This is a genomic window from Vibrio sp. 1CM24A (assembly GCF_023161725.1).
GTDB lineage: Bacteria > Pseudomonadota > Gammaproteobacteria > Enterobacterales > Vibrionaceae > Vibrio > Vibrio coralliirubri.
The window spans coordinates 258974-284957 of the sequence record NZ_JALNTS010000007.1 but is presented as its reverse complement, the minus strand read 5'-3'; the positions used below and the strand labels follow the sequence as shown (position 1 = coordinate 284957).

The following is a 25984-nucleotide window of genomic DNA, read 5'->3' as shown; positions in this document are numbered from 1 at the left end:
TGAAATGGACTATGCTCAAACAGAGATAAATGAAAGAGGTACCTGCTTGCTCAGGTTTATAGACTCTACTGTCTCACCTACTCCGCCCATAATTAAAATAGCTAAGGAGTTGCTATGGATAGCTTCATCAAAAATTTACCCAAAGTTGAGCTGCACTTACATATAGAAGGCACACTAGAGCCAGAGCTGATGTTCCAACTCGCCAAGCGTAATGCCGTGTCGATTCCTTTTGAGACCCCTGACCAAGTCCGAGACGCGTACCAGTTCCACAATCTTCAATCCTTTCTCGACATCTATTACCAAGGTGCAAACGTACTGATTCATGAACAAGATTTCTACGACCTTACGTGGGCTTATCTACTCCAGTGCCAGCAAGATAATGTGGTTCATACTGAGATCTTCTTCGACCCTCAAACTCACACTGAACGCGGCATTGTCTTTGAAGTCATCATAAGCGGAATCACTCGAGCTTTGAATCAGGCGGAGCAAGAGCTTGGCATCAGCAGCCAACTGATCATGTGCTTTCTGCGTCACCTTGATGAAGACAGCGCTTTTGAAACGCTCAAACAAGCCCTTCCCTATAAAGATAAGATCATTGCCGTTGGGTTAGATTCATCAGAACAGGGCAATCCGCCAGAGAAGTTTAAACATGTATTCCAAGAAGCGATCAACCAAGGCTTTCTGACTGTCGCGCACGCCGGAGAAGAAGGCCCAGCACAAAATATCAGCGACGCACTGAGCTTGTTAGGCATTACCCGAATTGATCATGGCGTTCGCTGTGTAGAAGATGAAGAGTTGATGGAACAGCTAATAGCAAAACGTACACCACTGACCGTCTGCCCGCTGTCGAATACCAAGCTCAAGGTGTTTGAGACCATGCAAGAGCACAACATCGTCGAGTTGCTGAGAAAAGGGCTGTGCGTCACCATCAATTCCGATGATCCGGCTTACTTCGGCGGCTATATGAATGATAACTTCCTCGCGGTCGCCAATGCTCACCCAGTAACCAAAAACGAATTAGCGCAGTTCAGTATTAATGCCATCGAAGCCAGTTTTATCTCACCTCATGCCAAAGAAGATCTCATCACACAGGTACGTCAATATCTTGCTGCGAATACTTAATGAGTTATCAAGATTAAAAAAGGGAAGCTCTGAGCTTCCCTTTCTGTATCAATCGATAATTAATTGGCTTAACCCGGGTGACCATCCACTCTTGGCGTTAACAGCATCATGCCGAACTTCCAGATAAACAGCCCGAACGCTAACGTCCATAAACCAGCGCTGATATTGACCATCTCAAATAAATACGCTGGGAAGAATGTCACACCTAAACTACGAACGAGTGCCGCGATAAAAATAGCCGAGAACGCCAAAGCCATACTTGGCCCTTTATAGATAGCACGACCCGTGTGTCCCATTGTCACGCGCGTAATCATCGCCAGAATTAACCCACTCAAGCCACCAATCGCAAACAAGTGCAGCATGTTGTGGCTCGCGAACGGGTTGTCTAACAGACCACGTAACAGCAAGCTTAAAGGGATACATAGGTAAGCCGCATGCAGCGACCACACCAAAGGTTCTGATAGCGTTGTCCAAGGTTTCCAACGGATAAAGCGCACCAACTGTGTCACACCTGCAAATACCATCAACTCATTGCCGACTTGAGCAAAGGTCAATGGGAAGAAGCTCAACACAAATAAACCAACCAAAGGTAGATTGGCTAACCATTCCAACCAAACCAAGGGCTGTGCTTTTTCAAAATCAAAACGACGCGCTGTGAAGAATGGGATCACTCGCCCACCCATCACTGATAACAGCAAGGTAAACCACCACAACATAGCCTGCCATACTGCAGACGATGGGAATGGAGGCATGCCCTTAATGGTCGCGTAACTAGCAAAGTTCGCCACGATAGCCAATATAAACAGCGGCACAAAGAACAGGTTCTTCCAGCCTTTCGACTTCACGACTCGGAAACCAATTTCGTAAGCGGCGAAGATTAAGAACAGCGCCTCAACCGACGAGATCAGCCATAACGGTGCGGGTGTCCAAAATAGAATACGAGGTGCGAGCCACAAACCGACTAGCGCAGCTAATCGATAGTGCTTGGTGCCGTTGACACCGGTCCACGTTTGTACCGCCGTTAACACAAAACCAACCACTATCGCCATTGAGAAACCAAACAGCATTTCATGTACGTGCCACCAAAGCGCCGGTACTTTTAGCATTTCAGGCTGACCGTTTTGGAACATGATGACCCAAGCGACAATCGCGATCACGGCATAGAGACTGCCTAAAAAGAAGAAAGGTCGAAAGCCTAAACGCAGGTAGGCTGGAATCGCGTCTTCTACACTTTTATCTGTGATATTTAACAAACTCGCTCCTAATTCTCAGATAAGCGGCCAAGGTATTACCTAAACCAAATTTGGTGTGCATCAAACCCGATGCAATATGCAGATCACATTGCATGAAACGCGCCAATTAGATAAAACCAGTAAAAACAGCGACTCATGAGATTCACTAGCCAATAAACAAGTCAAAAAAACACAACCGAAAGAGTCATAAAGACCTATAGGTGTATAAATAGAAACTTACTGACTTTTAGTATCTCGCCACATATAGTAAGACTAGACTTAAATGGAACAACTCAGACAAGGAATGCGATGTATATTTTTGGTTATGGCAGCTTAATCAACTCATCTTCACGCCAGCTTACCGGTCAGACAGGGCAAGCGATCCCTGCGATTGTTCATGGCTTAATTCGCCATTGGAGCAAGATCGATGACAGCTATGTGTTATCACCTTTGATCGTCAATCTTGGCGAAGGACAAGTGAATGGTGTGTTGCTTGAGGTGAATGATATTGCACTGGCTGAGTTTGATCGCCGTGAGCGTGGTTATCACCGAATCGAATTAAAGGCCTCTCAGATAGAAAGCCAAGATGAGTTCAAACAGGATCAATCGATCTGGGTTTACATCAAAGACGAGATTGAAGCACCTTGCGAAAACAGCCCTATCGTTCAAACCTACGTCGATACGGTATTGGCAGGATGTTTAGAGGTGTCTGAAAGCTTTGCGGCGCATTTTGTTAAACACACACAAGGTTGGCACCACCCATTAGAAAATGATCGCCACCAGCCTAAATACGGCAACCTTGCTGGGGTTTCCGATCACCACCACAGTGTGATTGATGGCTTGATACTGACTGTACGCAGCTAGTTGATTTAGGTTGGTGAACACATTGACTCACCAACCTAAAGTGAGCTTAAACGACACGAATACCTGCAGGCATCGCACGTTCAGGTGTTAGCAATACACTTTCAGATTCATCTTCCGTTTCTGCACATAGCAACATGCACTCAGAAGTGTGGCCTCTCATCTTCGCCTTCGCTAGATTGCACAAAACAACAACCTGCTTACCCATCAACTCTTCTTCTGTGTAGTAAGGAACTAGGCTGGTCACCGTTTGCAGCGTCTTGTCACCAACATCCACTTGCACGATGTACAGCTTGTCGGCGTTTTCATGACGCACAACCTCAATGATCTTACCCACACGCATTTCTAACTTAGCAAAGTCACCATAAGAGACAGTATCCATTTCTCACTTCCTATATTGATTTGTTTTCACGCATTAAATCATTTACTAAAATTAAGTAAAATGTAAATGTTTACACTAGCATTAAGCCTAATAATTACAAGCGGTAAAGATCTCATTACTGGAAGTAAAATGAGAGTTTCGTTGCCTTACTATCATTGTCGGTGTTAAATAGATGCAGCAATGTATAGAGGTTAAAAATGGCAACAATTAAAGATGTAGCAAAGGAAGCTGGTGTTTCTGTTGCAACCGTATCTCGAGTGATCAACAAGTCTCCCAAGGCGAGTGCAAGCTCGGTAGAGTCTGTAACTAAAGCGATGTCTAAACTCGGCTATCGCCCGAATGCCAATGCTCGTGCGCTGGTAAGCCAAAGCACAAACACTGTTGGTGTATTGGTCGGTGACATCTCCGATCCCTTTTTTGGCACATTGGTTAAGGCTGTCGATAATGTCGCTCGTGAGAACGGAAAACATATCCTTGTCGGTAATGGCTCGCACGATCGTGAAGAAGAGAGACAAGCGATTGAGTTGCTGATTAATAGCCGTTGTGACGCCTTGGTGATCCACTCAAAAGGCCTCACCGACGAAGAACTTATCGCCTATGCAAAAGAGGTCAAAGGCTTAGTGCTGATCAACCGTTATATTGCTGAGATTGCCAACCGTTGTATTTTCTTGGACAACAAGAAAGGCGCGTATCTTGCGACGGAATATCTGATCCGCCATGGCCATAAGAACATTGCCTGTATCGCCTCATCTCATAGCATTGAAGATGCCGATGAGCGTATCCAAGGTTACTTAGCGGCACTCTCAGATTACAAAATAGCTCTCTCTGACAGCTATATTGAATACTCAGCGCCCACCAGTGACGGTGGCGAATACGCCATGACTAACCTTCTGACTAAATCACTGCCAATCACTGGCATTGTGGCGTACAACGATTACATGGCAGCTGGTGCTTTGTCTGTCCTTGATGAAAACGGTATTCAAGCGCCAGACAAAATGTCGATCATCGGCTTCGATGATGGCTTGATTGCCCGCTATGTTCATCCAAAGCTCACCACTATTCGCTACCCGATTCAGATGATGGCAGAGAAAGCGACACGACTCGCGCTGCACTTAGCCAAAGGTGAAAACACCTCCACTGAACCAATGATGTTCTCTCCAACTCTGGTACGCCGCAATTCGGTAGAGAAAGTCTAAGCTCTAGTCTAATCATCAAACAATAAACAAAAAAAAGCCCTAACAGAATCGCTTCTGTTAGGGCTTTCCTACCTTACTCAGATACTCAACAATCGCACTTAATAAACCGCACTCTTGTTGAGCGCCACTTTTGCTCATCCCCCAAGAACAACGCGATAATTCACGTCGTCCTATTCACAAGCAAAAGACATTGGCGTAACCGCTTTGAGCTAGAGCGTACTAGTTTGAAGAATCCCCCGAAAATTCAAACTGGTAACAGGTACTGTAGTTATATTCTTGTTCAGGCTTGAGAATACAACTGTCCTGCTTCCACTCTGGGTGGTTAGGAGAGTCAGGTAAGAACTGGGTTTCTAGCGCCAAACCAGCGTAGTCTTCATAGCTGCCACCACTTCGGTTTGGTGTGCCACCAAGCCAGTTTCCGGTGTATAGCTGCATTGCAGGTTTGGTTGAAAATACTTTTAGTGTGACGAGCGCATCTGGTGAGGTTACGGTCGCGGCACATTGAGTGCGTTTACAGCCATCAGCCAATAAGAAAGAGTGGTCGTAACCCTTTGCTGCTTTCTGCTGTTCATCGCCCAACAAACGCTCTGAGATCATCATAGGCTGATTGAAGTCAAAGCTGGTCGATTTCACCGATTTAAGGTTACCTAACGGAATACCCACCGAATTGGTCGGTAAGAACTGATTAGCATTGATACTGACAATGTGTGACAAACAGTCGTGTCCAGCTTCAGCGCCAAGTAGATTGAAGTACGCATGATTCGTTAGGTTGACTACAGTCGGCTTGTCTGTGGTTGCAGAGTAATGAATGGAAACTCGATTGTCTTCGGTGATGTCATAACGCACCGACACATTCAAATTCCCCGGGAATCCTTGGTCGCCATCAGCAGACTCTAGAGTGAACACCACTGACGTTTCGGTTTGCTCGGCAATATTCCAACGGCGTTTATCAAATCCGTTCGGGCCACCATGTAAGGTATTGCCCGCTTGGTTGGTTTCCAGCTTGTAATTCTGACCATCAATTTTGAAACGACCATTAGCAATGCGGTTAGCATAACGGCCGACGGTTGTGCCCATATAACTGGCTTGTTTATCGAAGTTCTCCATTGAGTTAACACCCAACAAAACTTCTCTTTTGTTTCCCTTTACTGGCAGGATACAGCTCAACCATGTTGCACCAATATCCATGAATGTCACTTGCATGCCATGCGTATTTGATAGCGTCACTAACTGAGCGGGTTGGCCATCATAGGCTGGAGTCTGCGTCATGGATTGATGCAGGTTTTGCTCTTGTGTCATTCTAAATTCCTTCTAGTGCCAGTAAAAAGCCTCTACCTGAAGTAAAGGCTTTAGCATTTGGCCTACCATGATCTTTTTACTTGGTAAGCGCTATATTAAGTCTCGAAGCCGTTAGATTACTTCAACTAAGCCTGCTCCGTCTTTCGCTTGGCACACATAAATAGATTCTTTTAGACCCGTCGCCGCTTGATATTTCTGTTCAACGGTTGTTTTGATTTCATCAACCAATGCAGGTGGAACCAATGCCACAATACAACCACCGAAACCACCGCCAGTCATACGCACGCCACCTTGTTCACCGATCACTTCTTTGACCATATCAACCAGCGTATCAATCTCTTTAACCGTGATTTCAAAATCATCACGCATTGATGCATGCGATTCAGCCATTAGCTCACCCATGCGTTTCATATCATGAGTGCGCAGAGCTTGAGCCGCTTCAACGGTACGATCATTTTCAGTAATCACGTGGCGAGCACGTTTCGCGACCATTTCATCCAATTCAGACTCTTTCGCTTTGAACTGCTCAATGGTCACATCACGAAGTGCCGGAACACCAAAGATGCGCGCCGCTTCTTCACACTGCTCACGACGCGTGTTGTATTCGCTGTCGACCAAGCCACGTTTCTTGTTTGAGTTGATGATAACCACAGCCATATCTTCTGGCATTGAAACCGCTTGAGTTTCTAGGCTGCGACAATCCAAAAGCATCGCATGATTTGCGCGACCTTCTGCAGAGATCATTTGGTCCATGATGCCGCAGTTACAGCCCACAAATTCGTTTTCGGCTTGCTGACCATTAAGCGCTACTTCGGCTTGGCTGATCTCTAGGTTGTAAAGCACCTTGAATGTTTGACCAATCACCACTTCCAGTGCCGCAGAAGAACTTAAACCTGCACCTTGAGGCACGTTACCCGTTACAGAGATGTCTGCACCTGTAAATTCAAAGCCGCGACCTTTTAAGCACTTCACCACACCACGAATGTAGTTAGCCCACATCTTGTCTTGTTGGAAGGTGATCTCTTGAGTTAAATCGAACTCATCGACTGCATTACCGTAGTCCACTGATACTACGCGAACAATGTTGTCGTCACGTTTAGCCGCGGCGACTACCGTTTGGTAGTTAATGGCACACGGTAGAACAAAACCATCGTTGTAGTCGGTATGCTCGCCGATCAGGTTCACACGACCTGGTGCTTGGATAATATGAGTCGCTTGGTAACCAAGGACTTGCTCAAAAGATGCTTTCACGTTTTGGATTAGGTCAGACATAAGTAAACTCTCTGGTTAAACTCTTTGTTCAATTGGTTATGGCCCCTTCACGGCACCACTTTAATTCTTTTAGATTCCCTATCTCGTTCGTCTCTCACGGTAGGGAATGACAACATCAGCGACTGAACTTTTAAGCTTCTAAGCTCTTACACTTGTGGGCTTCTCACCTGTCGTCATTCCAGAATAGAGGGACGAAATATCAGAAATCTCACTCGTTATCTACGAAGTAGGCTATTCCTGCTCTTTGTAGTGAACGTCACTCAAATCACGCAGACGTTGCGCGGCTTGTTCTGCAGTTAAATCACGCTGAGACTCAGCCAACATTTCGTAGCCCACCATAAACTTACGAACTGATGCGCTGCGCAGTAGCGGCGGGTAGAACAATGCATGCAACTGCCAGTGTTCGATGTCCGTGCCTTCTTCGAAGAATGGCGCATAGTGCCAGCCCATTGAGTAAGGGAATGAGCATTGGAACAAGTTGTCGTAGCGACTGGTCAGCTTCTTAATCGCAAGCGCTAAATCATCACGTTGTTCGTCAGTCAGTTCGCTCATACGACGGATGTGTGTTTTTGGTAGCAACATGGTTTCAAATGGCCACGCCGCCCAATAAGGAACCACCGCAATCCAATGTTCAGTTTCAACCACAGTGCGAGAACCGTCTTTCATTTCAGCTTCAACGTAATCCACTAATAGGTTTGAGCCTTGCTGTTCAAAGTACTCTTTTAACAGTTTCTCTTTGCGTTCAATCTCGTTGGGTAAAAAGCTGTTTGCCCAGATTTGACCGTGTGGGTGTGGCTGAGAACAGCCCATGGTCTCGCCTTTGTTTTCAAACGCTTGAACCCATAGGTAGTCTTTACCTAGCTCTTCAATCTGTTCATTCCATGTGTCGATAACACCGCGAATCTTGTTTACTGGTAACTCTGGCAACGTTTTGCTGTGGTCCGGAGAGAAACAGATCACACGGCTCAACCCGCGAACACCTTGAGTCTTGAATAGAGGGTTTTCAGACTCTGGAGCATCAGGCGAATCGGGCATCAAGGCCGCGAAATCATTACTGAATACGTAAGTGCCGTCGTAATCTGGGTTTTCGTCGCCTGAGATACGCGTATTGGTTGGGCACAAGAAACACTCTTTCTCGTACGCAGGAAGCTGCGCGTTCGATGGTTTTTCATCTTGGCCACTCCAAGGACGTTTTGCTCGGTGCGGTGATACTAAGATCCACTGACCCGTTAATGGGTTATAACGACGATGCGGGTGGTCTACTGGGTTAAATTCAACTTTTGACATGTTTAGATTGCTCTCAAATTTTGTGTCTTGGCCAATTCACCAAGATGAATAATTCTTCTACAAGGAGATTCCCTATCACGCTCGTGCCTCGCTGTAGGGAATGACGTTCATAAATCGTAGTTTTAAAATTCTTCATTCCAGAATCGAGGTACGAGATTTCTGGAATCTCTATTTTTTCAACAACTTAAAATTTCTTTAGTAACCTTGCGGATTATTCGACTGCCAATTCCACGTGTCCCCCGTCATCTCCATCACGCTACGCGTCGCCTTCCAGCCAAGCTCGCGCTCTGCTTTTTCAGTGCTTGCCCAACATTCGGCAATATCACCTGCGCGGCGTGGGCAAAGTTCATAAGGAACCGGTTTGCCCGATGCTTGTGCGAAGGCTTCAACCATCTCGAGTACACTTGAGCCTTTGCCCGTACCTAGATTGTAAATGTGTAAACCCGATTTCTCGCCAACCACTTTTAGTGCTGCGACATGACCGTCCGCTAAATCCATTACATGAATATAGTCACGAACGCCTGTGCCATCGACTGTTGGGTAATCGTTTCCAAAAACAGCCAGTTTTTCACGGCGACCGACGGCTACTTGAGCAATAAACGGCATTAAATTATTTGGGATACCTTGTGGGTCTTCACCCATAGTGCCCGATGGATGTGCGCCAACTGGATTGAAGTAACGCAGTAAAGTGACGCTCCAATCGTTCTCCGCGTTGAACAGATCGCTCAAGCACTCTTCCACCATATATTTGCTGCGACCATAAGGGTTAGTTGTCGCGCCAGTTGGTGAAGTTTCAGTAATCGGCACTACTTCTGGATCACCGTAAACGGTAGCCGAAGAACTAAATACGATGCTTTTCACGCCCGCTTTCTTCATACTGCGAGCTAACACTAGTGAACCATTGACGTTGTTATCGTAGTACTCCAAAGGCTTAGCCACCGACTCCCCTACCGCTTTCAGGCCAGCAAAGTGAATCACCGCTTGGATATCGTTTTCTGAAAACACGCTATCTAGAAAGGATTGGTCACGAATGTCGCCAAGATAAAACGTTGGGCGCTTGCCAGTTAACGACTCGATTCGTTCCAGCACTAGCTCTTTGCTGTTACAAAGGTTATCAACAATGATCGGCTCCATACCTGCCTGTATCATTTGAATGCATGTATGACTTCCGATGTAACCCATGCCGCCCGTAACCAGTACTTTCACAATCAACCTCTCTTTGTCGTCATTCGTGGGCTAACTCGAACTGACATTCAGCTCAGTAGCACCGTATGTCAGAAATAGTAGCAGCCATTTTGACTATAATTCTGTGATCAAAACCACGAAGTGTAAACGTTTACACTGACTTTCATCATTGGTACTGATCATGACATAGAGAGAACGTATAGCTGTTAACCTCTAATTCATTGAATTTTAATAAGATAATTATAGATAGTTAGATTTGAGACATCACAGATGAGTTGAGCATTTATTTTACTAAAAGTTAATGCAATGACGTCCAGTTTGATTACAATAGGTCTGTAGAATAAAGAGGTGCATTGCTTTTTTACTAAATACCAATTTCAAAGCAGCGCAATGTTCCAATAACAGGAAGTGAGTATGGCAACGTTAAAAGATATCGCGACTGAAGCGAATGTATCATTGGCTACAGTTTCAAGGGTTCTCAATGAAGATCCAACATTAAGCGTCAAGGAAGAGACCAAAAGGCGTATCTTTGAAATTGCAGAGAAGTTGGAATACAAAACCAGCAGCTCACGAAAAACCGTTAGCAGTAAAAAACAAAACCATCACTTCCTAGCACTGTATAACTACAAGCAAGAAGCTGAGGTTAACGACCCTTACTACCTATCGATTCGCCATGGAATTGAAACCCAATGTGAAAAGATGGAAGTTAAGCTAACCAACTGTTATGAAAGTAAAATACAGATCAATTCAGCGCCAATCACAGGTGTTTTGTTGGTGGGTAGAATGACACCAGAGGTTATCGAGCAAGCTAAGAAGCTGAGCGATAATATCTGTTATGTCGATTTTACCGATCACTCAGAACCTTATGACTCTGTCGATATCGACCTGACTTTGATCAGCAAAGAGATCACCAACTTCTTTGTCAACCAAGGCTATGAGCGTATCGGCTTTATTGGTGGTCAAGACGACGTCAACACCCCTGATATTCGTGAAGTCGCCTTTGCTGAATATGGTGGCCTCAAAAATGTTGTCAGTGAGCAAGACATCTACCGTGGTGACTTCTCTAGCTCATCAGGTTACAAGCTTGCAAAACAGATGCTCGCGACGGGCGACTACCCTAAAGCCATGTTTATTGCGTCAGATTCCATCGCAATTGGCGTTTTACGAGCAGTTCATGAGCACGGATTAAACATTCCTGAAGATATTGCGCTGATCAGTGTAAACGACATCCCAACAGCTAAATTTACCTTCCCATCTTTATCGACTGTTCGTATTCACTCTGAACTAATGGGAATTCAAGGCGTTAACCTGCTGATTGAAAAAGTACGCGACGGCCGAACCATCCCATTACGCGTCTATGTACCAAGCAAACTTAAGCTGCGCGATACAACAAAATAATTAAATATATCAAGTAGATAAATAAAGGCTGCCTTTGTTGAAGGTGGCCTTTTTTGTGCCCGTCACATACATCAATCGACACATATCTCCCTCTTTAACCTACTGCATAAATCAGCCAATAGCATTCTTTTAAGTGGATCACACAGCACCGTAAAAATACCATAAAAAACGTGATGAAGTTAAAGTAAAACGTTTTCACCAATTTAATTTAGTAAAATTTTTACTAATAATTACCTCAGTCCAAAAATACTCGTATTCACTACGACCCAATTACGCATAAGAACGTCGGTCAGCAAACTGCATTCAGGCCGAGAGAGAGGCAACGTGAACAACTGGGAAAACTTCCTGAACTTACATGAGAACCGTATGGCACCGCGTGCATACTTCTTCTCGTACGCATCAGAAAAAAATGCAAAAACGTTTCAGCGTGAACTGAGCAGCCACTTCCAACTATTGAGTGGCCAATGGAATTTCAGCTATTTCACCAATCCGCTATTGGTTCCTGAAGAGTTCTATTCTCAGGAAATGAGCGACTGGGGCAACATCACGGTTCCAAACATGTGGCAAATGGAAGGCCACGGCGATCTCCAATACACAGATGAAGGTTTCCCATTCCCAATTGATGTGCCTTTCGTACCATCAGACAACCCAACCGGCGCATACCAACGCTCTTTCTTCCTTGGCGAAAGCTGGGACGAGAAACAAACCATCATCAAATTTGATGGCGTTGAAACTTACTTCGAAGTTTACGTAAACGGCGAATACGTGGGCTTCAGCAAAGGCAGCCGCCTAACCGCTGAGTTCGATATCTCTAACCAAGTAAAAGCAGGCAACAACCTACTTTCTATTCGTGTAATGCAGTGGGCCGACTCAACCTATATTGAAGACCAAGACATGTGGTGGACGGGCGGTATCTTCCGTGACGTTTACCTAGTAGGTAAAGAACAACTGCACGTTCAAGACGTTACCGTTCGCACTGACTTCGACGACGCTTACCAAAGCGCTACCCTGTCGTGCAAAGTGGAACTAGAAAACCTAGCAGCAGCGGCAAACGCAACCCTTGAGTACGCATTGCTTGATGGCAGCCAAGTTATCTCGCAAGGCTCAGTAGATAGTTTAAGTGTCGATGGCAATGCGAATACTCAATTCTCTATTGATGTGGTTAACCCTGTTCAATGGAACGCTGAGAACCCTTACCTGTACCAACTGCTGCTTACGCTGAAAGACGCTGACGGCAAGGTGTTGGAAGTGATTCCACAGCGCGTTGGTTTCCGCGACATTAAAGTTCGCGATGGTCTGTTCTACATCAACAATAAATACGTGATGCTGCACGGCGTGAACCGTCACGACAACGACCACCTGAAAGGTCGTGCTGTTGGCATGGATCGCGTAGAGAAAGATTTAGTGCTGATGAAGCAACACAACATCAACTCAGTACGTACTGCACACTACCCGAACGATCCACGATTCTACGAACTGTGTGATATCTACGGCCTATTCGTGATGGGCGAAACCGATGTTGAAACACACGGATTTGCTAACGTTGGTGACCTAAGCCGCATCACTAACGATGCTGCATGGGAAGCGGTGTTTGTTGAACGTATCGAACGTCATATCCACGCTCAAAAGAACCACCCTTCTATCATCATGTGGTCTCTAGGTAACGAGTCTGGTTACGGCTGCAACATCCGCTCTATGTACGATGCTGCAAAAGCAATTGATGACACGCGTCTGGTTCACTACGAAGAAGACCGTGATGCTGAAGTAGTCGACATCATTTCAACCATGTACTCACGTGCTCAACTGATGAATGCCTTCGGTGAATTCCCACACGAAAAGCCACGCATCATCTGCGAATACGCACACGCAATGGGTAACGGCCCGGGTGGTTTAACTGAATACCAAAATGTGTTCTACAAGCATGACGCAATTCAAGGTCACTATGTTTGGGAATGGTGTGACCACGGCATTCTAGCGCGTGATGAAGCGGGCACAGAGTTCTACAAATACGGCGGTGACTACGGTGACTACCCGAACAACTACAACTTCTGCATGGATGGCTTGATCTACCCAGACCAAACGCCAGGCCCTGGCTTGAAAGAGTACAAACAAGTGATTGCCCCAGTGAAGCTTCGTGATTTCGATGCACAAACGGGCACCTTCACTGTCGATAACAAGCTTTGGTTCTCAAACATCGATGACTACACCATCACTGCGGAAATCCGCGCTGAAGGTCAAACCATTGCTGTGCAACACATCAAGGTTGAAGAGCTAGCTGAAAACTCTAGCCGTGAACTGACTCTAAACTTGCCACAGCTTGATGAGCGTGAAGTGTTTGTGAACTTCACGGTTCGTAAGGATTCTCGTACTTCATACAGCGAAGCGAACCACGACATCGCGGTTTACCAGTTCCAAGTGAAAGAGAACACAGCACAACTTGAAGCCTTCACCAACAACAATGCGACAGCACTGAATGTTGAAGAATCTCGCTTAGCCTACCTAATCAAAGGTCACAACTTTGCTCTGAACTTCTCGAAAGTGAACGGCAAACTGACGTCATGGTTAGTGAATGGCGAGGAACTGATTAAGTCTGAGCCTAAGCTGAACTTCTTCAAGCCAATGATCGATAACCATAAGCAAGAGCACGACGGTTACTGGGAACCTGCACACCTACAGATCATGCAGGAACACTTCCGTACGCTTAACGTTGAACAGGTAAACGGTAAGGTAGAGATCACCACCACCAGCATCATTGCTCCACCAGTATTTGATTTCGGCATGCGTTGTGAATATCGCTACCAGATCAGTGCCGAAGGTCAGTTAAACGTTGAACTGAGCGGCGAGCGTTACGGTGATTACCCTCACGTGATTCCAGTCATTGGTTTCGACATGGGCATCAACGGCGACTTCGACCAAGTTCAATACTACGGCCGCGGCCCTGAAGAGAACTACCAAGACAGCAAGCAAGCCAACATGATTGATGTTTACCAATCAACCGTGGCTGACATGTTCGAGAACTACCCGTTCCCACAAAATAACGGCAACCGCCAACACGTTCGCTGGGCTGCGCTTTCAAGCCGTGCTGGCAATGGTATTGCAGTAAAACCACAGCAAGAAATCAACTTCAGTGCATGGTTCTACACCAACCAAAACCTACATCAAGCACAGCACACGATTGAACTAGAGAAGAGTGGCTACATCACCCTAAACCTAGACCACCAAGTGATGGGCTTAGGCTCAAATTCTTGGGGCAGCGAAGTGTTGGATTCTTACCGCGTGTACATGGACGAGTTCCGCTACGGCCTAACTCTGATTCCATTCCAAGCAGGCGATTGCGACGCACAACACCTAATCAATCACAACTTTGGTGACGAGTTCTTCACGGCGAATACGCCAACAACTCAACCACAACAGAACGAGGCATAAGCGATGATCGTTTTAGACAACCTAGAGCAATTTAAAGTCGTTTACCGCGACGGTCGTAAATGGCAGCGCTGTGTAGAAGCGATTGAAAACATCGGCAAAATCAAAGATGGCGTGATGTATTCCATTGGTGACTCACTGGCTTACATGATTGAAGACGGCGTGGCTCGTAACACAGAAAACTTCACCGGTAACCGCCGTTACTTTGATGTGCACTACTACTTGGAAGGTCGTGAAACGGTTGAGTTCGCTGATAAGTCTCAGCTTGAACAGACCCAAGCTTACAGCGATGAAACCGACCGTGAACACCTCATGGGTAACGGCGAGACTCGTGAGTTAGTTGAAGGCCAAGTAGCAATCTTTGATAACAGCAAAGCTTACCGCTTTCACGGTGATAACCGAGTTCGCAAAGTGGTGCTGAAAGTGACTATCGAAGACGGCTACTTCCTCAATAAGTAAGTAACGGAAGCTAAATAAGTAACCGACATTAAGCTACCGAAGCCAAACAGCCGAAAGTAGCAACCACAAGATCTATTCACAGTGTGACTGAGGCTTGCCGTTCAAGGCTCAGCCACACTGCAAACGCCTTTATGCTTCTTCCCTACAAGGAAGCTTAAAGATATAACGACTATAATTACGTGACCCTTGGAGGACACTATGTCTGAATCTGTACGCGGTAAGTTAGGCAAATTTGCCCTACTCTCCATGACATTTGCAGCGGTATTTAACGTTCGCAACATTGTAAACAACAACATCGAATTGGGATTGAGTTCTGCTCCTATCTTTTTGCTTGCGACCCTTATTTACTTCATTCCGTTCGTATTCATTATTGCTGAATTCGTATCAGCAAATAAAAATTCAGAGTCAGGCATGTATGACTGGCTTAAAAAACCACTAGGCTCAAAAGCAGCCTACCTAGGTTCGTTCCTATACTGGTTCGTAAACCTTTTCTGGTTTGTATCCCTGCTACCAAACGTAATCGCTTATGCGTCTTACGCGATGTTGGGCTATGAATACGCCTTCTCGCCAGTCGTTACATCGGCTATCTCGATTGCTCTGTTTGCAGCAGCAACCCACATCTCAACCAAAGGCGCGAGCTGGCTAGGTAAGATTGCCGAGATCGTGGCCTACGGTGTATTCGCTCTGTTTGCAATCTACGTTATCGGTGCACTAATGGCACTGGGCGGCAACCATGAGCCAGTAGAACCAATCACGCTTGAAGCAATGACACCGACCATCAACTGGGCAACGCTAGGTATCATGTGTTGGATCTTCCAAGCAGCCGGTGGTGCAGAAACCGCAGCCGCTTACCTAAACGATGTTAAGGGCGGTCACAAGTCTTTCATCAAGGTTATCATTGGTGCAGGTATCGCAATCGGCGCAATGTACGCAGTGGGCTCTTTACTTGTTAACGTATTCGTTGCTCGTGATGAACTGACCTACGCTGGCGGCATGGTTGAAATCTTCACAGGTATGGCGAACTACTTCGACATCTCACAATCTCTAACGGGTCGCTTCGTCGGTATTATCCTATTCGTAGCCATGTTCGGTTCAATGATGATGTGGACAGCAGCTCCAGTAAAAATTCACTTCTCTGAAATCCCTAAAGGTGTTTACGGCGAGAAGACAACAGAGCTCAACGAACACGGCGTGCCAGTACGTGCAGCTTGGTGGCAGTTCGCGTTTGTATTCGTGATGCTTGTGGTGAACGGCTTCGGCTCTGAATCAGTACAAGACATGATGAACACAGCAATCAACCTAACGGCTGGTACAGCAATGCTTCCGCCTATCTTCATCATGGTGGCGTACTTTGTATTCCGCTTGAAGCATGACGACACACCGCGTGATTTCCGCATGGGTACTCGAGTTCAAGGTATGGCTGTTGTATCTGTACTTATCGGCATCTTCGTTGTGAGTATGACGGCATCTGCATTCCCAACAGGTGTTGACCTAGTTCAAGCCTTCTTTATCAACGTATTCATGACAGCGGTATTCTCTGGTCTTGCTTGGTGGTGGATCTCTCGCTTTGAAAAAAAGCAGGCAGGTAAAGACGCAAAGCTAGAAACAGCTAAGCAATCGTAGCACTCTGCATTACCCCCCAACTTTAAAAGCGCCTATCCGGCGCTTTTTTTTGTTTTAAATCAGACAATTAAAAACAAACCCAAAAATAAAAACGGCATTCCGTCAAGGTTTCAGTTCACGAAAAACACCAATTAATAGGTAATAAAACTCGAATAAAAACCAAAGTAAAACATTAACTAAATTTGTTTACTCAAGGTCACATATTTGATCAATTTCGATTAACTTCCCGCCGCTTAATCTTTAATCTTCTTGCTGAAGAGACAAACTGATTCATATAAAAAAGCGACAAAAAGCCCCTACAAGCCTTATAAATCGTCGCTCATGAAACCAGCAATCTCTTCAATGAACTTCTTAATCTTTAACTCTTTGTTTTGGTAATAACTTTACTGAAATACCAGAGAGAAAAAGCCCAAAGAAGTCCGATCGTAAATCTATAAAAACAACAATGAGCCAACCCTGACAAAACAAAGCGGGTGTTTGCCAAACCAACATAACAATAAAAGTGCGGCCTAGAGCTTCCCTCTCTAGGACCAAGTTATAACGATCATCAACGTGATTCACCGGAGAACATCATGTCCGAAAATAAACGCAGTACGATAGGCAAATTTGCCCTACTGTCTATGACCTTCGCGGCGGTATACAGCTTCAATAACATCATTAATAACAACATCGAGATCGGCCTTTCCTCGGCTCCGATGTTCTTTCTAGCAACCATCTTTTACTTTGTGCCATTTTGTTTGATCGTTGCAGAGTTTGTGTCACTGAATAAAGACTCTGAAGCGGGTGTTTACTCTTGGGTTAAAAGCTCTCTAGGCGGTCGCTGGGCGTTTATTTCAGCTTACACCTACTGGTTTGTTAACCTGTTCTTCTTCACCTCTCTGCTGCCTAGGATCATCGCTTATGCGTCGTATGCGTTCTTAGGTTTCGAGTACATATTCACGCCAATGACCACCGCAATTCTGAGTACCATTTTGTTTGCGGTCGCGACTCATATCTCGAATAACGGCGCGAAATTACTGGGCCCTATCACCTCACTAACATCCTCACTGATGCTGCTGTTAACGATGTCTTACATCTTGTTATCTGGCGGTGCTTTGGTAGGCGGTATCGAGCCAGCTGACCCAATCACTATTGAAGCCATGACACCAAGCTTCAACTGGGCATTCCTTGGCGTAATCACTTGGATCTTCATGGCGGCAGGCGGTGCAGAATCGGTCGCGGTTTACGTTAACGACATCAAAGGCGGTCACAAGTCTTTCGTTAAAGTGATCATCATCGCGGGTATCTTCATCGGCGCGCTTTACTCGGTAGGATCTGTGTTGGCGAACGTGTTTGTTTCGCGTGAAGAGCTTAAATTCACAGGCGGCTCAGTTCAGGTATTTGAAGGGCTAGCAAGACACTTTGGCCTGTCTGAAATCTTGATGAACCGCTTCGTTGGTGTGGTTTCATTCACTGCAATGTTGGGCTCCCTGCTAATGTGGACGGCAACACCCGTTAAGATTTTCTTCTCTGAAATCCCTAAAGGCATCTTCGGCGAGAAAACTGTCGCGCTTAACAAACAAGGCGTTCCAGAGCACGCGGCATGGATTCAGTTCTTCATCGTGATTCCACTGATGTTCATCCCAACGTTGGCCTCTGACACAGTGCAAGACTTGATGAGCACCATCATTAACATGACTGCAGCAGCTTCTATGCTACCGCCACTGTTCATCATGATTGCTTACCTTCACCTGCGCGTGAAACTGGATCACCTTCCTCGTGATTTCCGCATGGGTTCTCGTACGGTCGGTATTACTGCAGTATCGATTCTTATCGCTATCTTTACGGTTGGCTTCTTCGCTTCTACCTTCCCAACAGGCGCAGACATCATGACCATCATCTTCTACAACGTGGGTGGTATTGTGATCTTCCTTGGCTACGCATGGTGGAAGTACGGTCAATACGAGAAAAGCTTATCTCCAGAAGAGAAAAAACTAGAAGCAAAGCCTGAACCGGCGAACGCTTAGCTTTACCCTACACTCTCATTGAAAGCTTAAGGCACTCGCATTTGGTGAGTGCCTTTTTATTTGTCGGTACATTCCCACTCAACACCTAAATTCCACCAAAGCCTTCAAGAAAGAAGACATTCGAGTCCACAATCGAACCACCTATAAAGTAATTCACCAACTGAATAGCTATCACCCTAGCCATGCCTCTACACATTCAACTTAAAGTCAAAATAAAAACAAAGTAAATATTTACTAAAAATAGATCACACTTTTAAACTGAATTAATTTTAAACACCAAATTTATCATTAATATCGGTTTTGCGATCGTAAGTAACCTGACCAATACGCCTTGAAGAGCACCCCATATTAGAAGTCAGAACTGCTTGCGAACCTTCATTGATAACCCCGACACAGAAGTGATTAAAATGAAAAGTAGTTTTACTAAAACCACTCTTATTACAAGCTGTATTCTTGCTGCCCTAAGTACCACTGCCCACGCGGAAGAGTCCGCAGCAAACCACAGTGATACTCAGCCTCCTAAAACAGAAACTGAAACCCTATTTAACTTTTATGGTGAGCTTGGCCTTGGTGGTCACGTGGCACTAGAAGGTGATGACAAAGGCCGTTATGCAGACGGTACTTACATTGAAGCAGGCTTGGCTATCGAACACGGTAATTGGTTTGGTTTAGCTTACATGGAAGGCTGGACAGTACAGGCCGATGACGAAGGTAATGCTTGGGCGACAGGCCACGGTTGGGGCGGCTTCGAAGGTGGTTTTAACCGCTTTTACGCTGGCTACCGCACCGACGAAAAAACAGAATTTATTGTCGGTCGTATGGACTCGTCACTGGATGACGTTCAATGGTGGGGTGACCCAACAGTCGAGTACGGCTACGCAATCTCAAACACGCGTGATGTTCACGTTGGTGTGAAGATTCAAAACCTAGAAGGCAAACTTCGCTACAGTGTTTCATTCGCTCCAGAATCTGACTTCTCTGAAGACGATGCTCTCATTCACTTCGGTAAATACGACAGCTTCGCAGACCAATGGAAAGACAAGAACGCCATGGTCAACGGTTACCTCCAATATGACCTCACTGACGACCTAACCCTAATGGGTGGCGGTGAAGTGCGTAACAACGATGGCGGCGAACTTCTACTATTGGGAGCTGAGTACAAAAACTTCGCCACTCGTGTTTGGCACGATACCGACAAAGGCAACCAAGAATCTTTCGGTAGCGAATCAGGTATTCAAACCAGTGCATGGTATGAAGCCGCACAAGGCGTTTACCTATCAGCAGCCTACAACTACGCAAACTTTGACGGTGACAATGGCGACAAAGAAATCACCTCTTACATCAATGCTGGCGTTTGGTACGAATACGGAAACGGCGCATTTGCTACTGCGTTCGACAGCCGCTTTGGCGTAGGCAGCGACACTGAAATCGGCGACGCGCAAGTGTTCGCAATGCAATACTTCTACTGGTAATAACAGGAACTCATCATGAAACTGAATAAATCATTCGCAGCTCTCGCTATCGGCGCAGCACTTGTTGTTACTGGCTGTACATCAAACTCAAGTTCTGACACAGAGCAACTGCAAGCAAACGAATTTAAGAACGTTATCGACCGCACTGGCTCACCAGAATACATGCGTGACTACGACTTCGATGACCACCAGCGCTTCAACCCATTCTTCGACCTAGGTGCATGGCACGGTCACTTGCTGCCAGACACAGCTGAAGGCATGGGCGGCTTCCCAGGAACTGCTTTGCTTACCGAAGAATACATCAACTTCATGGCTGATAACTTTGACCGCCTAAGCGTGTTCAAAGATGGCAAAAAAGTCGCATTTACCATGGAAGCTTACAGCCTGCCAGGTGCATTGGTTCAGACACTAAAATCTGACGATGTCACCGTAGAAATGACGATGCGTTTTGCTTCAAACCGTACCTCTCTACTAGAAACTAAAATCACCACTGATTCCCCGGTTGAATTAGTGTGGGATGGTGAACTACTAGAAAAGACCCACGCCAAAGAAGGCGTTTCGCAAACAGACAAAACCATTGCTGAAACTTACCCTGAGTATGACCGTCAAATCGTCGCAACTGACGATGGCCTAAAAGTAACCTTTGGTAAGGTACGCTCGACATGGGACCTACTGACTTCTGGTGAGTCTGAGTACCAAGTTCACAAGTCGATTCCAACACAAACCACAGTGGATGGTTTGGCGTTTACTTCAACGGCAAACATTGAAGCATCGACCACCATCTACACGACTTACTCGCATGTTCTGACGGCAGAAGAAGCGAAAGCTGAACAGCCAGAAATCAAAAAGATCATGGCAAACCCTACCGACTTCTTAACTGCATCAGCAGAACGCTGGGAAGGTTACCTAGAGATGGGCTTAACCAACCCGAACGCAACACCAGAGCAAGAGCGTGTTGCAGTAAAAGCGATGGAAACCCTAAACGGTAACTGGCGTGGCGCAGCAGGTGCGATGGAGTTTGACTCTGTAACACCATCAGTGACCGCACGTTGGTTCTCGGGCAACCAAACTTGGCCTTGGGACACATGGAAACAAGCCTACGCAATGGCTCACTTCAACCCAGACGTAGCGAAAGACAACATCCGTGCAATGTTCGCTTACCAAATCCAAGCCGACGATACCGTTCGCCCTTGGGATGAAGGCTACGTGCCAGACCTACTCGCTTACAACCTAAGCCCAGAACGTGGCGGCGACGGCGGTAACTGGAACGAACGTAATACCAAACCAAGCCTAGCAGCATGGGCAGTAATGGAAGTCTACAAGACCACCAGCGACGAAGCTTGGCTTGAAGAGATGTATCCAAAGCTAGTGGCATACCATGATTGGTGGTTACGCAACCGTGATAACAACGGCAACGGTGTGCCTGAATACGGCGCAGCACGCGACAAAGCACACAACACACCTGAAGGTGAAATGTACTTCACCGTGGTTCGTGGCGATAAGCACGAAACAGTCGTAGGCCAAGCAGCATTAGATAAAGTGATTGCAGAGGGTAACTACGATTACATCGAGAGCCCGGCACAAACTGCCGCGTCTTGGGAGTCAGGTCGCGACGATGCAGCCGCATTTGGCTTCATTGATAAAGACCAGCTAGACGCATACGTTGCAAACGGTGGTAAGCGCAGCGATTGGGATGTTGAGTTCGCTCAAAACCGTGCTGAAGACGGCACACTACTAGGCTACTCGCTACTGCAAGAATCTGTCGACCAAGCAAGCTACATGTATAGCGATAACAAGTACCTAGCAGAAATGGCTGACATTCTAGGTAAAGACGCAGAAGCGAAAGAGTTCCGTGAAAAAGCAGAGCACCTATCGAACTACATCAACACTTGTATGTTCGATGAGAGCACTAACTTCTTCTACGACATTCGCATTGAAGACAAACCACTAGCCAATGGCTGTGCAGGCAAACCGATTGTAGAACGTGGTAAAGGCCCTGAAGGGTGGTCACCACTGTTCAATGGCGCAGCAACGCAAGGTCACGCTGATGCAGTTGTCTCTGTGATGAAAGATACGGAAGAGTTCAACACCTACGTTCCACTAGGCACAGCAGCGTTTTCTAGCCCAGCATTCGGCCCAGATATTTACTGGCGTGGACGCGTTTGGGTAGACCAATTCTACTTCGGTCTAAAAGGCATGGACAGCTACGGCTACCGTGATGACGCAATTGAAATGGCAGGCGCGTTCTTTGACCACGCAGATGGGTTAGTTCAAGACGGTCCTATCCGTGAGAACTACAACCCATTGAACGGTGAACAACAAGGCGCACCAAACTTCTCTTGGAGTGCGGCTCACCTGTACATGCTTTACAACGATTTCTTTACTGACGCAGAGTAAATCAAACCTATACCTGTCTTCTGGAATTCAATGAAAACATAACCTCATAAATTTCAGGCTTTGGCACTCAGTATCTCGCTGAGTGCCTTTTTTACACCTGAAGCAAAATAAGCGAACAACAAGCACTTAGACTATTTGGCCTACCATGATCCTTTTACTCAATTCGCTGCACGTTAGCCTTTATCACCACAATGGAAGCACACCTGATAATGGTAATGCTCTTTCAATAATTTGAATTCATCATGGATACTTGGCGTCCATGAGTCATCACCGCCAACCCCCATATGGAAGCCATCGACATAAACAAACAGCTGCTCTTGTTCAGTTAAGTCACAAGTATGTTTTGCCTTCTGTAGCTGCTGTAACCCAAAACGACTGACTGAGAAATGGAAGTCTCCTTGCAATTCGAATGCGCCCACTTTTGCCTCACGAACATCACAACGCAAGCCGCAATCAGATGGGAAAATATAAGGGGTATGCATTTGTTCAATACTTTGCTGATATAGCCCCATATGTGCGGACATCTTTCGATCTGGGTAGTTTTCGTGTGGCCCACGACCAAACCATTCCACCCCATCAGGCACATGCTTCAAAGCAAACTCAAATCCGACTCGTGGCAGAGACGGCAAACCTTTCGCCGCTTGAACATCCACATCTAATTTGACCTCACCATCGGCAAATAATTGGTACCGCCACGTCGACAACAAACGAACCTGATCTTCCACCGTGTGGGCAATTCTTGCAGTCACCGACACCCTATTTTTCTGAGTGATGGATGAAAATTCGATGCACTCTGGAGTGAGCCTATCTAACCTCATCGCCTGCCAGCGTGCTATCCATGAATTAGGGTCAACGCGGTTTGCTTCACTGACACCGATATCGTTGTCTAATGGTGCACGATAAAAGTTATCTCGAAGGCCACTAGCAAGTTGTTCCACCCCTTTAATTTTCCAGCTCTCTAGTATCCCAGACAATCTGTCGAACTCTACTTGATAAGTATCACCAATCACCGTCAGCGGCGTGTCGGTTTCAGTCACTTTCGGTGGGTATTGTGAGAGGTTAGCATCCAACATCAATTGCGGCTGAATAGGTAAGCTAAGCTGTTCAATCGCGGTCACATGGCCTTTATCCGCCCATGCAGTATTGGTGTTTAATACCACTTCAAGATTAAGGAAGTTGAGCGCATTAGCCGTCTTCGGGATAGTCACACCATCAAGCTCAATCCGCACACTGGATTGAGCTTCAACAAGCAGCTCAATACTGCCATGACATTGAACAATTCCATCTTGAGTTATATTCCAATTAAGCGTTTCGACAGACCCTGAATCAAATAAATACTCACTAGTAATCTCAATCACCAGTGGTGATGCAGAAACCAGCTTGAATTGATAAAACTGCTGTGCTTTTTTCACTTCATGTAGCGTTGGATGCACCGTCCTGTCTGGGAATACCAAACCATTAATGCAAAACTGGCGATCATTAATCTCGTCGCCGAAATCACCACCATAGCCCCAATATTGTTTGCCGCTCGAATCGGTTTTGGTGATCCCTTGATCTACCCAATCCCAGATAAATCCGCCCTGTAATCTTGGGTTGTCTCTAAACGCTTGCCAGTATTTATCAAAACTGCCCAGACTGTTCCCCATTGCATGGGCGTACTCACAGAGAATAAGAGGACGATGCTCGTTTGGTAGAGCTATCGCTTTACGAATGCCCACGCGAGGTGTCACCTGTGGTTGACTCTCAACCACAGGTAAATCCCAATCAACTCGTGCATACATAGGACATAAAATATCGGTCGCTGCTGTATCTGCCCCGCCACCTTCATACTGAACGGGACGTGTTGGATCAGTTTGTTTCACCCATTGATACATCGCATGGTGATTGCGACCAATACCCGATTCATTACCCAGCGACCAAATGATCACGCTGGCGTGGTTTTTATCGCGCTCCACCAGCCTTGTCATTCGTCTCATGTACGCATTTAACCATGACGCATCATCGGATAAACGGCACATCGGAAATTGACCATGAGTTTCCACATTCGCCTCATCAACCAGATACAGACCATACTCATCACACAGTTCATACCACAATGGATGATTCGGATAATGAGCGGTTCTAACGGCATTGAAGTTATTTTGTTTGAGCAGTTTGATGTCTTGAATCATCCCCTCTCGAGTCATGGTGTGACCCAATTCAGGGTGATGTTCATGACGATTGACGCCACGAATCAGCAACGGTTTTCCGTTAACTTTGAGCAAACTATCGGTAATTTCAACACTTCGAAAGCCGACATCGTAAGCCTCACAATCGATAAGCTCATCATGTTCATCAAGCAATGACACCACACAGCGATATAAGTAGGGTGACTCGGCACTCCACTTGTTCGGGTTCACCACTGAAATGCGGTGTTCTGCGACTTCAGACCACGGCCCTTTTTCATCGACATAACGCTCACCAAAACCCACTATTTGAGGTTCGAAAACCAACTGTCCTTGAGCATCATAAAGTTCAGATTTCAGCTTAAAGCAGCTTTCTACATCATTGCTGTGCTTGGTTATTTGCGTAGAAATATTTAAAACCGCATCGCGATAGCAAGCATCTAGCTGAGTCTCAATACCAACATCCTCGATTGCGACCTTGGGCTTTCTCAATAAAGTCACATCACGGAATATGCCGCTGAGCCACCACATGTCTTGGTCTTCAAGATAAGAACCATCAGACCAACGCAGCACCATCACTACCAACGTGTTCTCGCCCGCTTGCAAGTATTCAGACACGTCAAATTCAGCCGGTAATCGACTGTCTTGCGAATAGCCAACCCACTTGCCGTTGCACCACAAATGAAATGCAGAATTCACGCCGTCGAAGGTCAGCCTATGGGTATCTAATAGCTCCGGTTCCATGCAGTTAAAATGCGTTCGGTAGAGCCCTGTTGGATTATCGCTAGGGACGAAGGGAGGGTTATCAGCGAAAGGATATTTCACATTGGTATAGATCGGTTTATCAAAGCCTTGCATCTGCCAGTTGCTTGGCACTGAAATCGACTTCCATGAAGAATCATCAAAATGTTCCGATACTACCTCTTCGCAAACCAACTCTGGTGAATCGAACAGCTGAAACTTCCAAGTCCCATTGAGAGACATAACACTCGACGAGCTCTTCGTCATAGCCTCAACCAACGAGGTGTAACTATTTAAAGGAGCATGAGCCTCAACAACGTTATGATGGGTGATGTGTTGATTTTCCCACTCACGGGCAGAGATGATTTGAGAGAAAGTTCTCATGACGTGTTCCTTACCAAAAGCCGTTTAACGTGAACCATTGCAAGTGATGCTCGGCGCCTCATTGCGTTCAAACATTACGA

17 protein-coding genes are annotated in these 25984 nt (G+C 46.1%); 10 read left to right on the top strand and 7 right to left on the bottom strand.

The window, feature by feature from the left end; translation table 11 throughout:
• The first annotated feature begins 114 nt into the window (after positions 1–114).
• Complete coding sequence (locus MSG38_RS17085; protein ID WP_248402274.1) at positions 115–1122, top strand: adenosine deaminase; 1008 nt, start codon at positions 115–117, stop codon at positions 1120–1122.
• 68 nt (positions 1123–1190) lie between these two features.
• Here the strand turns inward: MSG38_RS17085 and MSG38_RS17080 are convergent, their stop codons facing one another.
• Entirely contained in the window at positions 1191–2375 is a 1185-nt protein-coding gene (locus MSG38_RS17080; RefSeq protein WP_248402273.1) for an NnrS family protein, read from the bottom strand.
• Between the two features lie 288 nt (positions 2376–2663).
• On the opposite strand from MSG38_RS17080, the gene MSG38_RS17075 reads away from it, so the two are divergent.
• Positions 2664–3218 carry a gamma-glutamylcyclotransferase family protein gene (locus tag MSG38_RS17075; RefSeq protein WP_059020042.1) on the top strand — a complete coding sequence of 185 codons (555 nt, stop codon included), beginning with the start codon at positions 2664–2666 and terminating at the stop codon, positions 3216–3218.
• Positions 3219–3264: 46 nt separating this feature from the next.
• Here the strand turns inward: MSG38_RS17075 and MSG38_RS17070 are convergent, their stop codons facing one another.
• Complete coding sequence (locus MSG38_RS17070) at positions 3265–3597, bottom strand: tRNA-binding protein (protein WP_017060796.1); 333 nt, start codon at positions 3595–3597, stop codon at positions 3265–3267.
• A gap of 197 nt (positions 3598–3794) precedes the next feature.
• Here MSG38_RS17070 and MSG38_RS17065 point away from each other — a divergent pair, with 197 nt between their 5' ends.
• Positions 3795–4793, top strand: a complete 999-nt coding sequence (locus MSG38_RS17065; RefSeq protein ID WP_048605550.1) for a substrate-binding domain-containing protein — start codon at positions 3795–3797, stop codon at positions 4791–4793.
• Positions 4794–5012: 219 nt separating this feature from the next.
• On the opposite strand, the gene galM is transcribed toward MSG38_RS17065, so the two are convergent.
• The 4 genes from galM to galE form a co-directional block, all read right to left on the bottom strand.
• Entirely contained in the window at positions 5013–6092 is a 1080-nt protein-coding gene (gene galM, locus MSG38_RS17060; protein ID WP_248402272.1) for a galactose-1-epimerase, read from the bottom strand.
• A gap of 111 nt (positions 6093–6203) precedes the next feature.
• Entirely contained in the window at positions 6204–7364 is a 1161-nt protein-coding gene (gene galK, locus MSG38_RS17055) for a galactokinase (RefSeq protein ID WP_048612261.1), read from the bottom strand.
• Positions 7365–7595: 231 nt separating this feature from the next.
• Positions 7596–8651, bottom strand: a complete 1056-nt coding sequence (locus MSG38_RS17050; RefSeq protein ID WP_050652440.1) for a UDP-glucose--hexose-1-phosphate uridylyltransferase — start codon at positions 8649–8651, stop codon at positions 7596–7598.
• Between the two features lie 195 nt (positions 8652–8846).
• Positions 8847–9857 carry a UDP-glucose 4-epimerase GalE gene (galE, locus tag MSG38_RS17045; RefSeq protein WP_248402271.1) on the bottom strand — a complete coding sequence of 337 codons (1011 nt, stop codon included), beginning with the start codon at positions 9855–9857 and terminating at the stop codon, positions 8847–8849.
• 393 nt (positions 9858–10250) lie between these two features.
• Between galE and ebgR the strand changes: the two genes are divergently transcribed.
• The 7 genes from ebgR (at position 10251) to ygjK (ending at position 22614) form a co-directional block, all read left to right on the top strand.
• Positions 10251–11234: a transcriptional regulator EbgR gene (gene ebgR / locus MSG38_RS17040; protein ID WP_050711725.1), complete on the top strand. Its 984-nt coding sequence runs from the start codon at positions 10251–10253 to the stop codon at positions 11232–11234.
• A gap of 324 nt (positions 11235–11558) precedes the next feature.
• Entirely contained in the window at positions 11559–14660 is a 3102-nt protein-coding gene (gene ebgA / locus MSG38_RS17035) for a beta-galactosidase subunit alpha (protein WP_248402270.1), read from the top strand.
• A 3-nt stretch (positions 14661–14663) separates the two neighbouring features.
• Positions 14664–15116, top strand: coding sequence for a beta-galactosidase subunit beta (locus tag MSG38_RS17030; RefSeq protein WP_050644914.1), 453 nt, complete (start codon positions 14664–14666; stop codon positions 15114–15116).
• Positions 15117–15314: 198 nt separating this feature from the next.
• Complete coding sequence (locus MSG38_RS17025) at positions 15315–16739, top strand: amino acid permease (RefSeq protein ID WP_048605567.1); 1425 nt, start codon at positions 15315–15317, stop codon at positions 16737–16739.
• Positions 16740–17311: 572 nt separating this feature from the next.
• A complete protein-coding gene (locus tag MSG38_RS17020) occupies positions 17312–18745 on the top strand; it encodes an amino acid permease (protein ID WP_248402269.1) in 1434 nt (477 codons plus the stop codon).
• Positions 18746–19152: 407 nt separating this feature from the next.
• Positions 19153–20217 carry a protein YgjJ gene (gene ygjJ / locus MSG38_RS17015; protein WP_248402268.1) on the top strand — a complete coding sequence of 355 codons (1065 nt, stop codon included), beginning with the start codon at positions 19153–19155 and terminating at the stop codon, positions 20215–20217.
• A 15-nt stretch (positions 20218–20232) separates the two neighbouring features.
• The gene (gene ygjK / locus MSG38_RS17010; RefSeq protein WP_248402266.1) at positions 20233–22614 is read left to right on the top strand and encodes an alpha-glucosidase; all 2382 of its coding nucleotides are present in this window, start codon (positions 20233–20235) and stop codon (positions 22612–22614) included.
• Positions 22615–22787: 173 nt separating this feature from the next.
• Here the strand turns inward: ygjK and MSG38_RS17005 are convergent, their stop codons facing one another.
• On the bottom strand, positions 22788–25904 hold the full coding sequence (locus MSG38_RS17005) for a beta-galactosidase (protein ID WP_248402265.1): 3117 nt from the start codon (positions 25902–25904) through the stop codon (positions 22788–22790).
• Between the last annotated feature and the right edge of the window lie 80 nt (positions 25905–25984).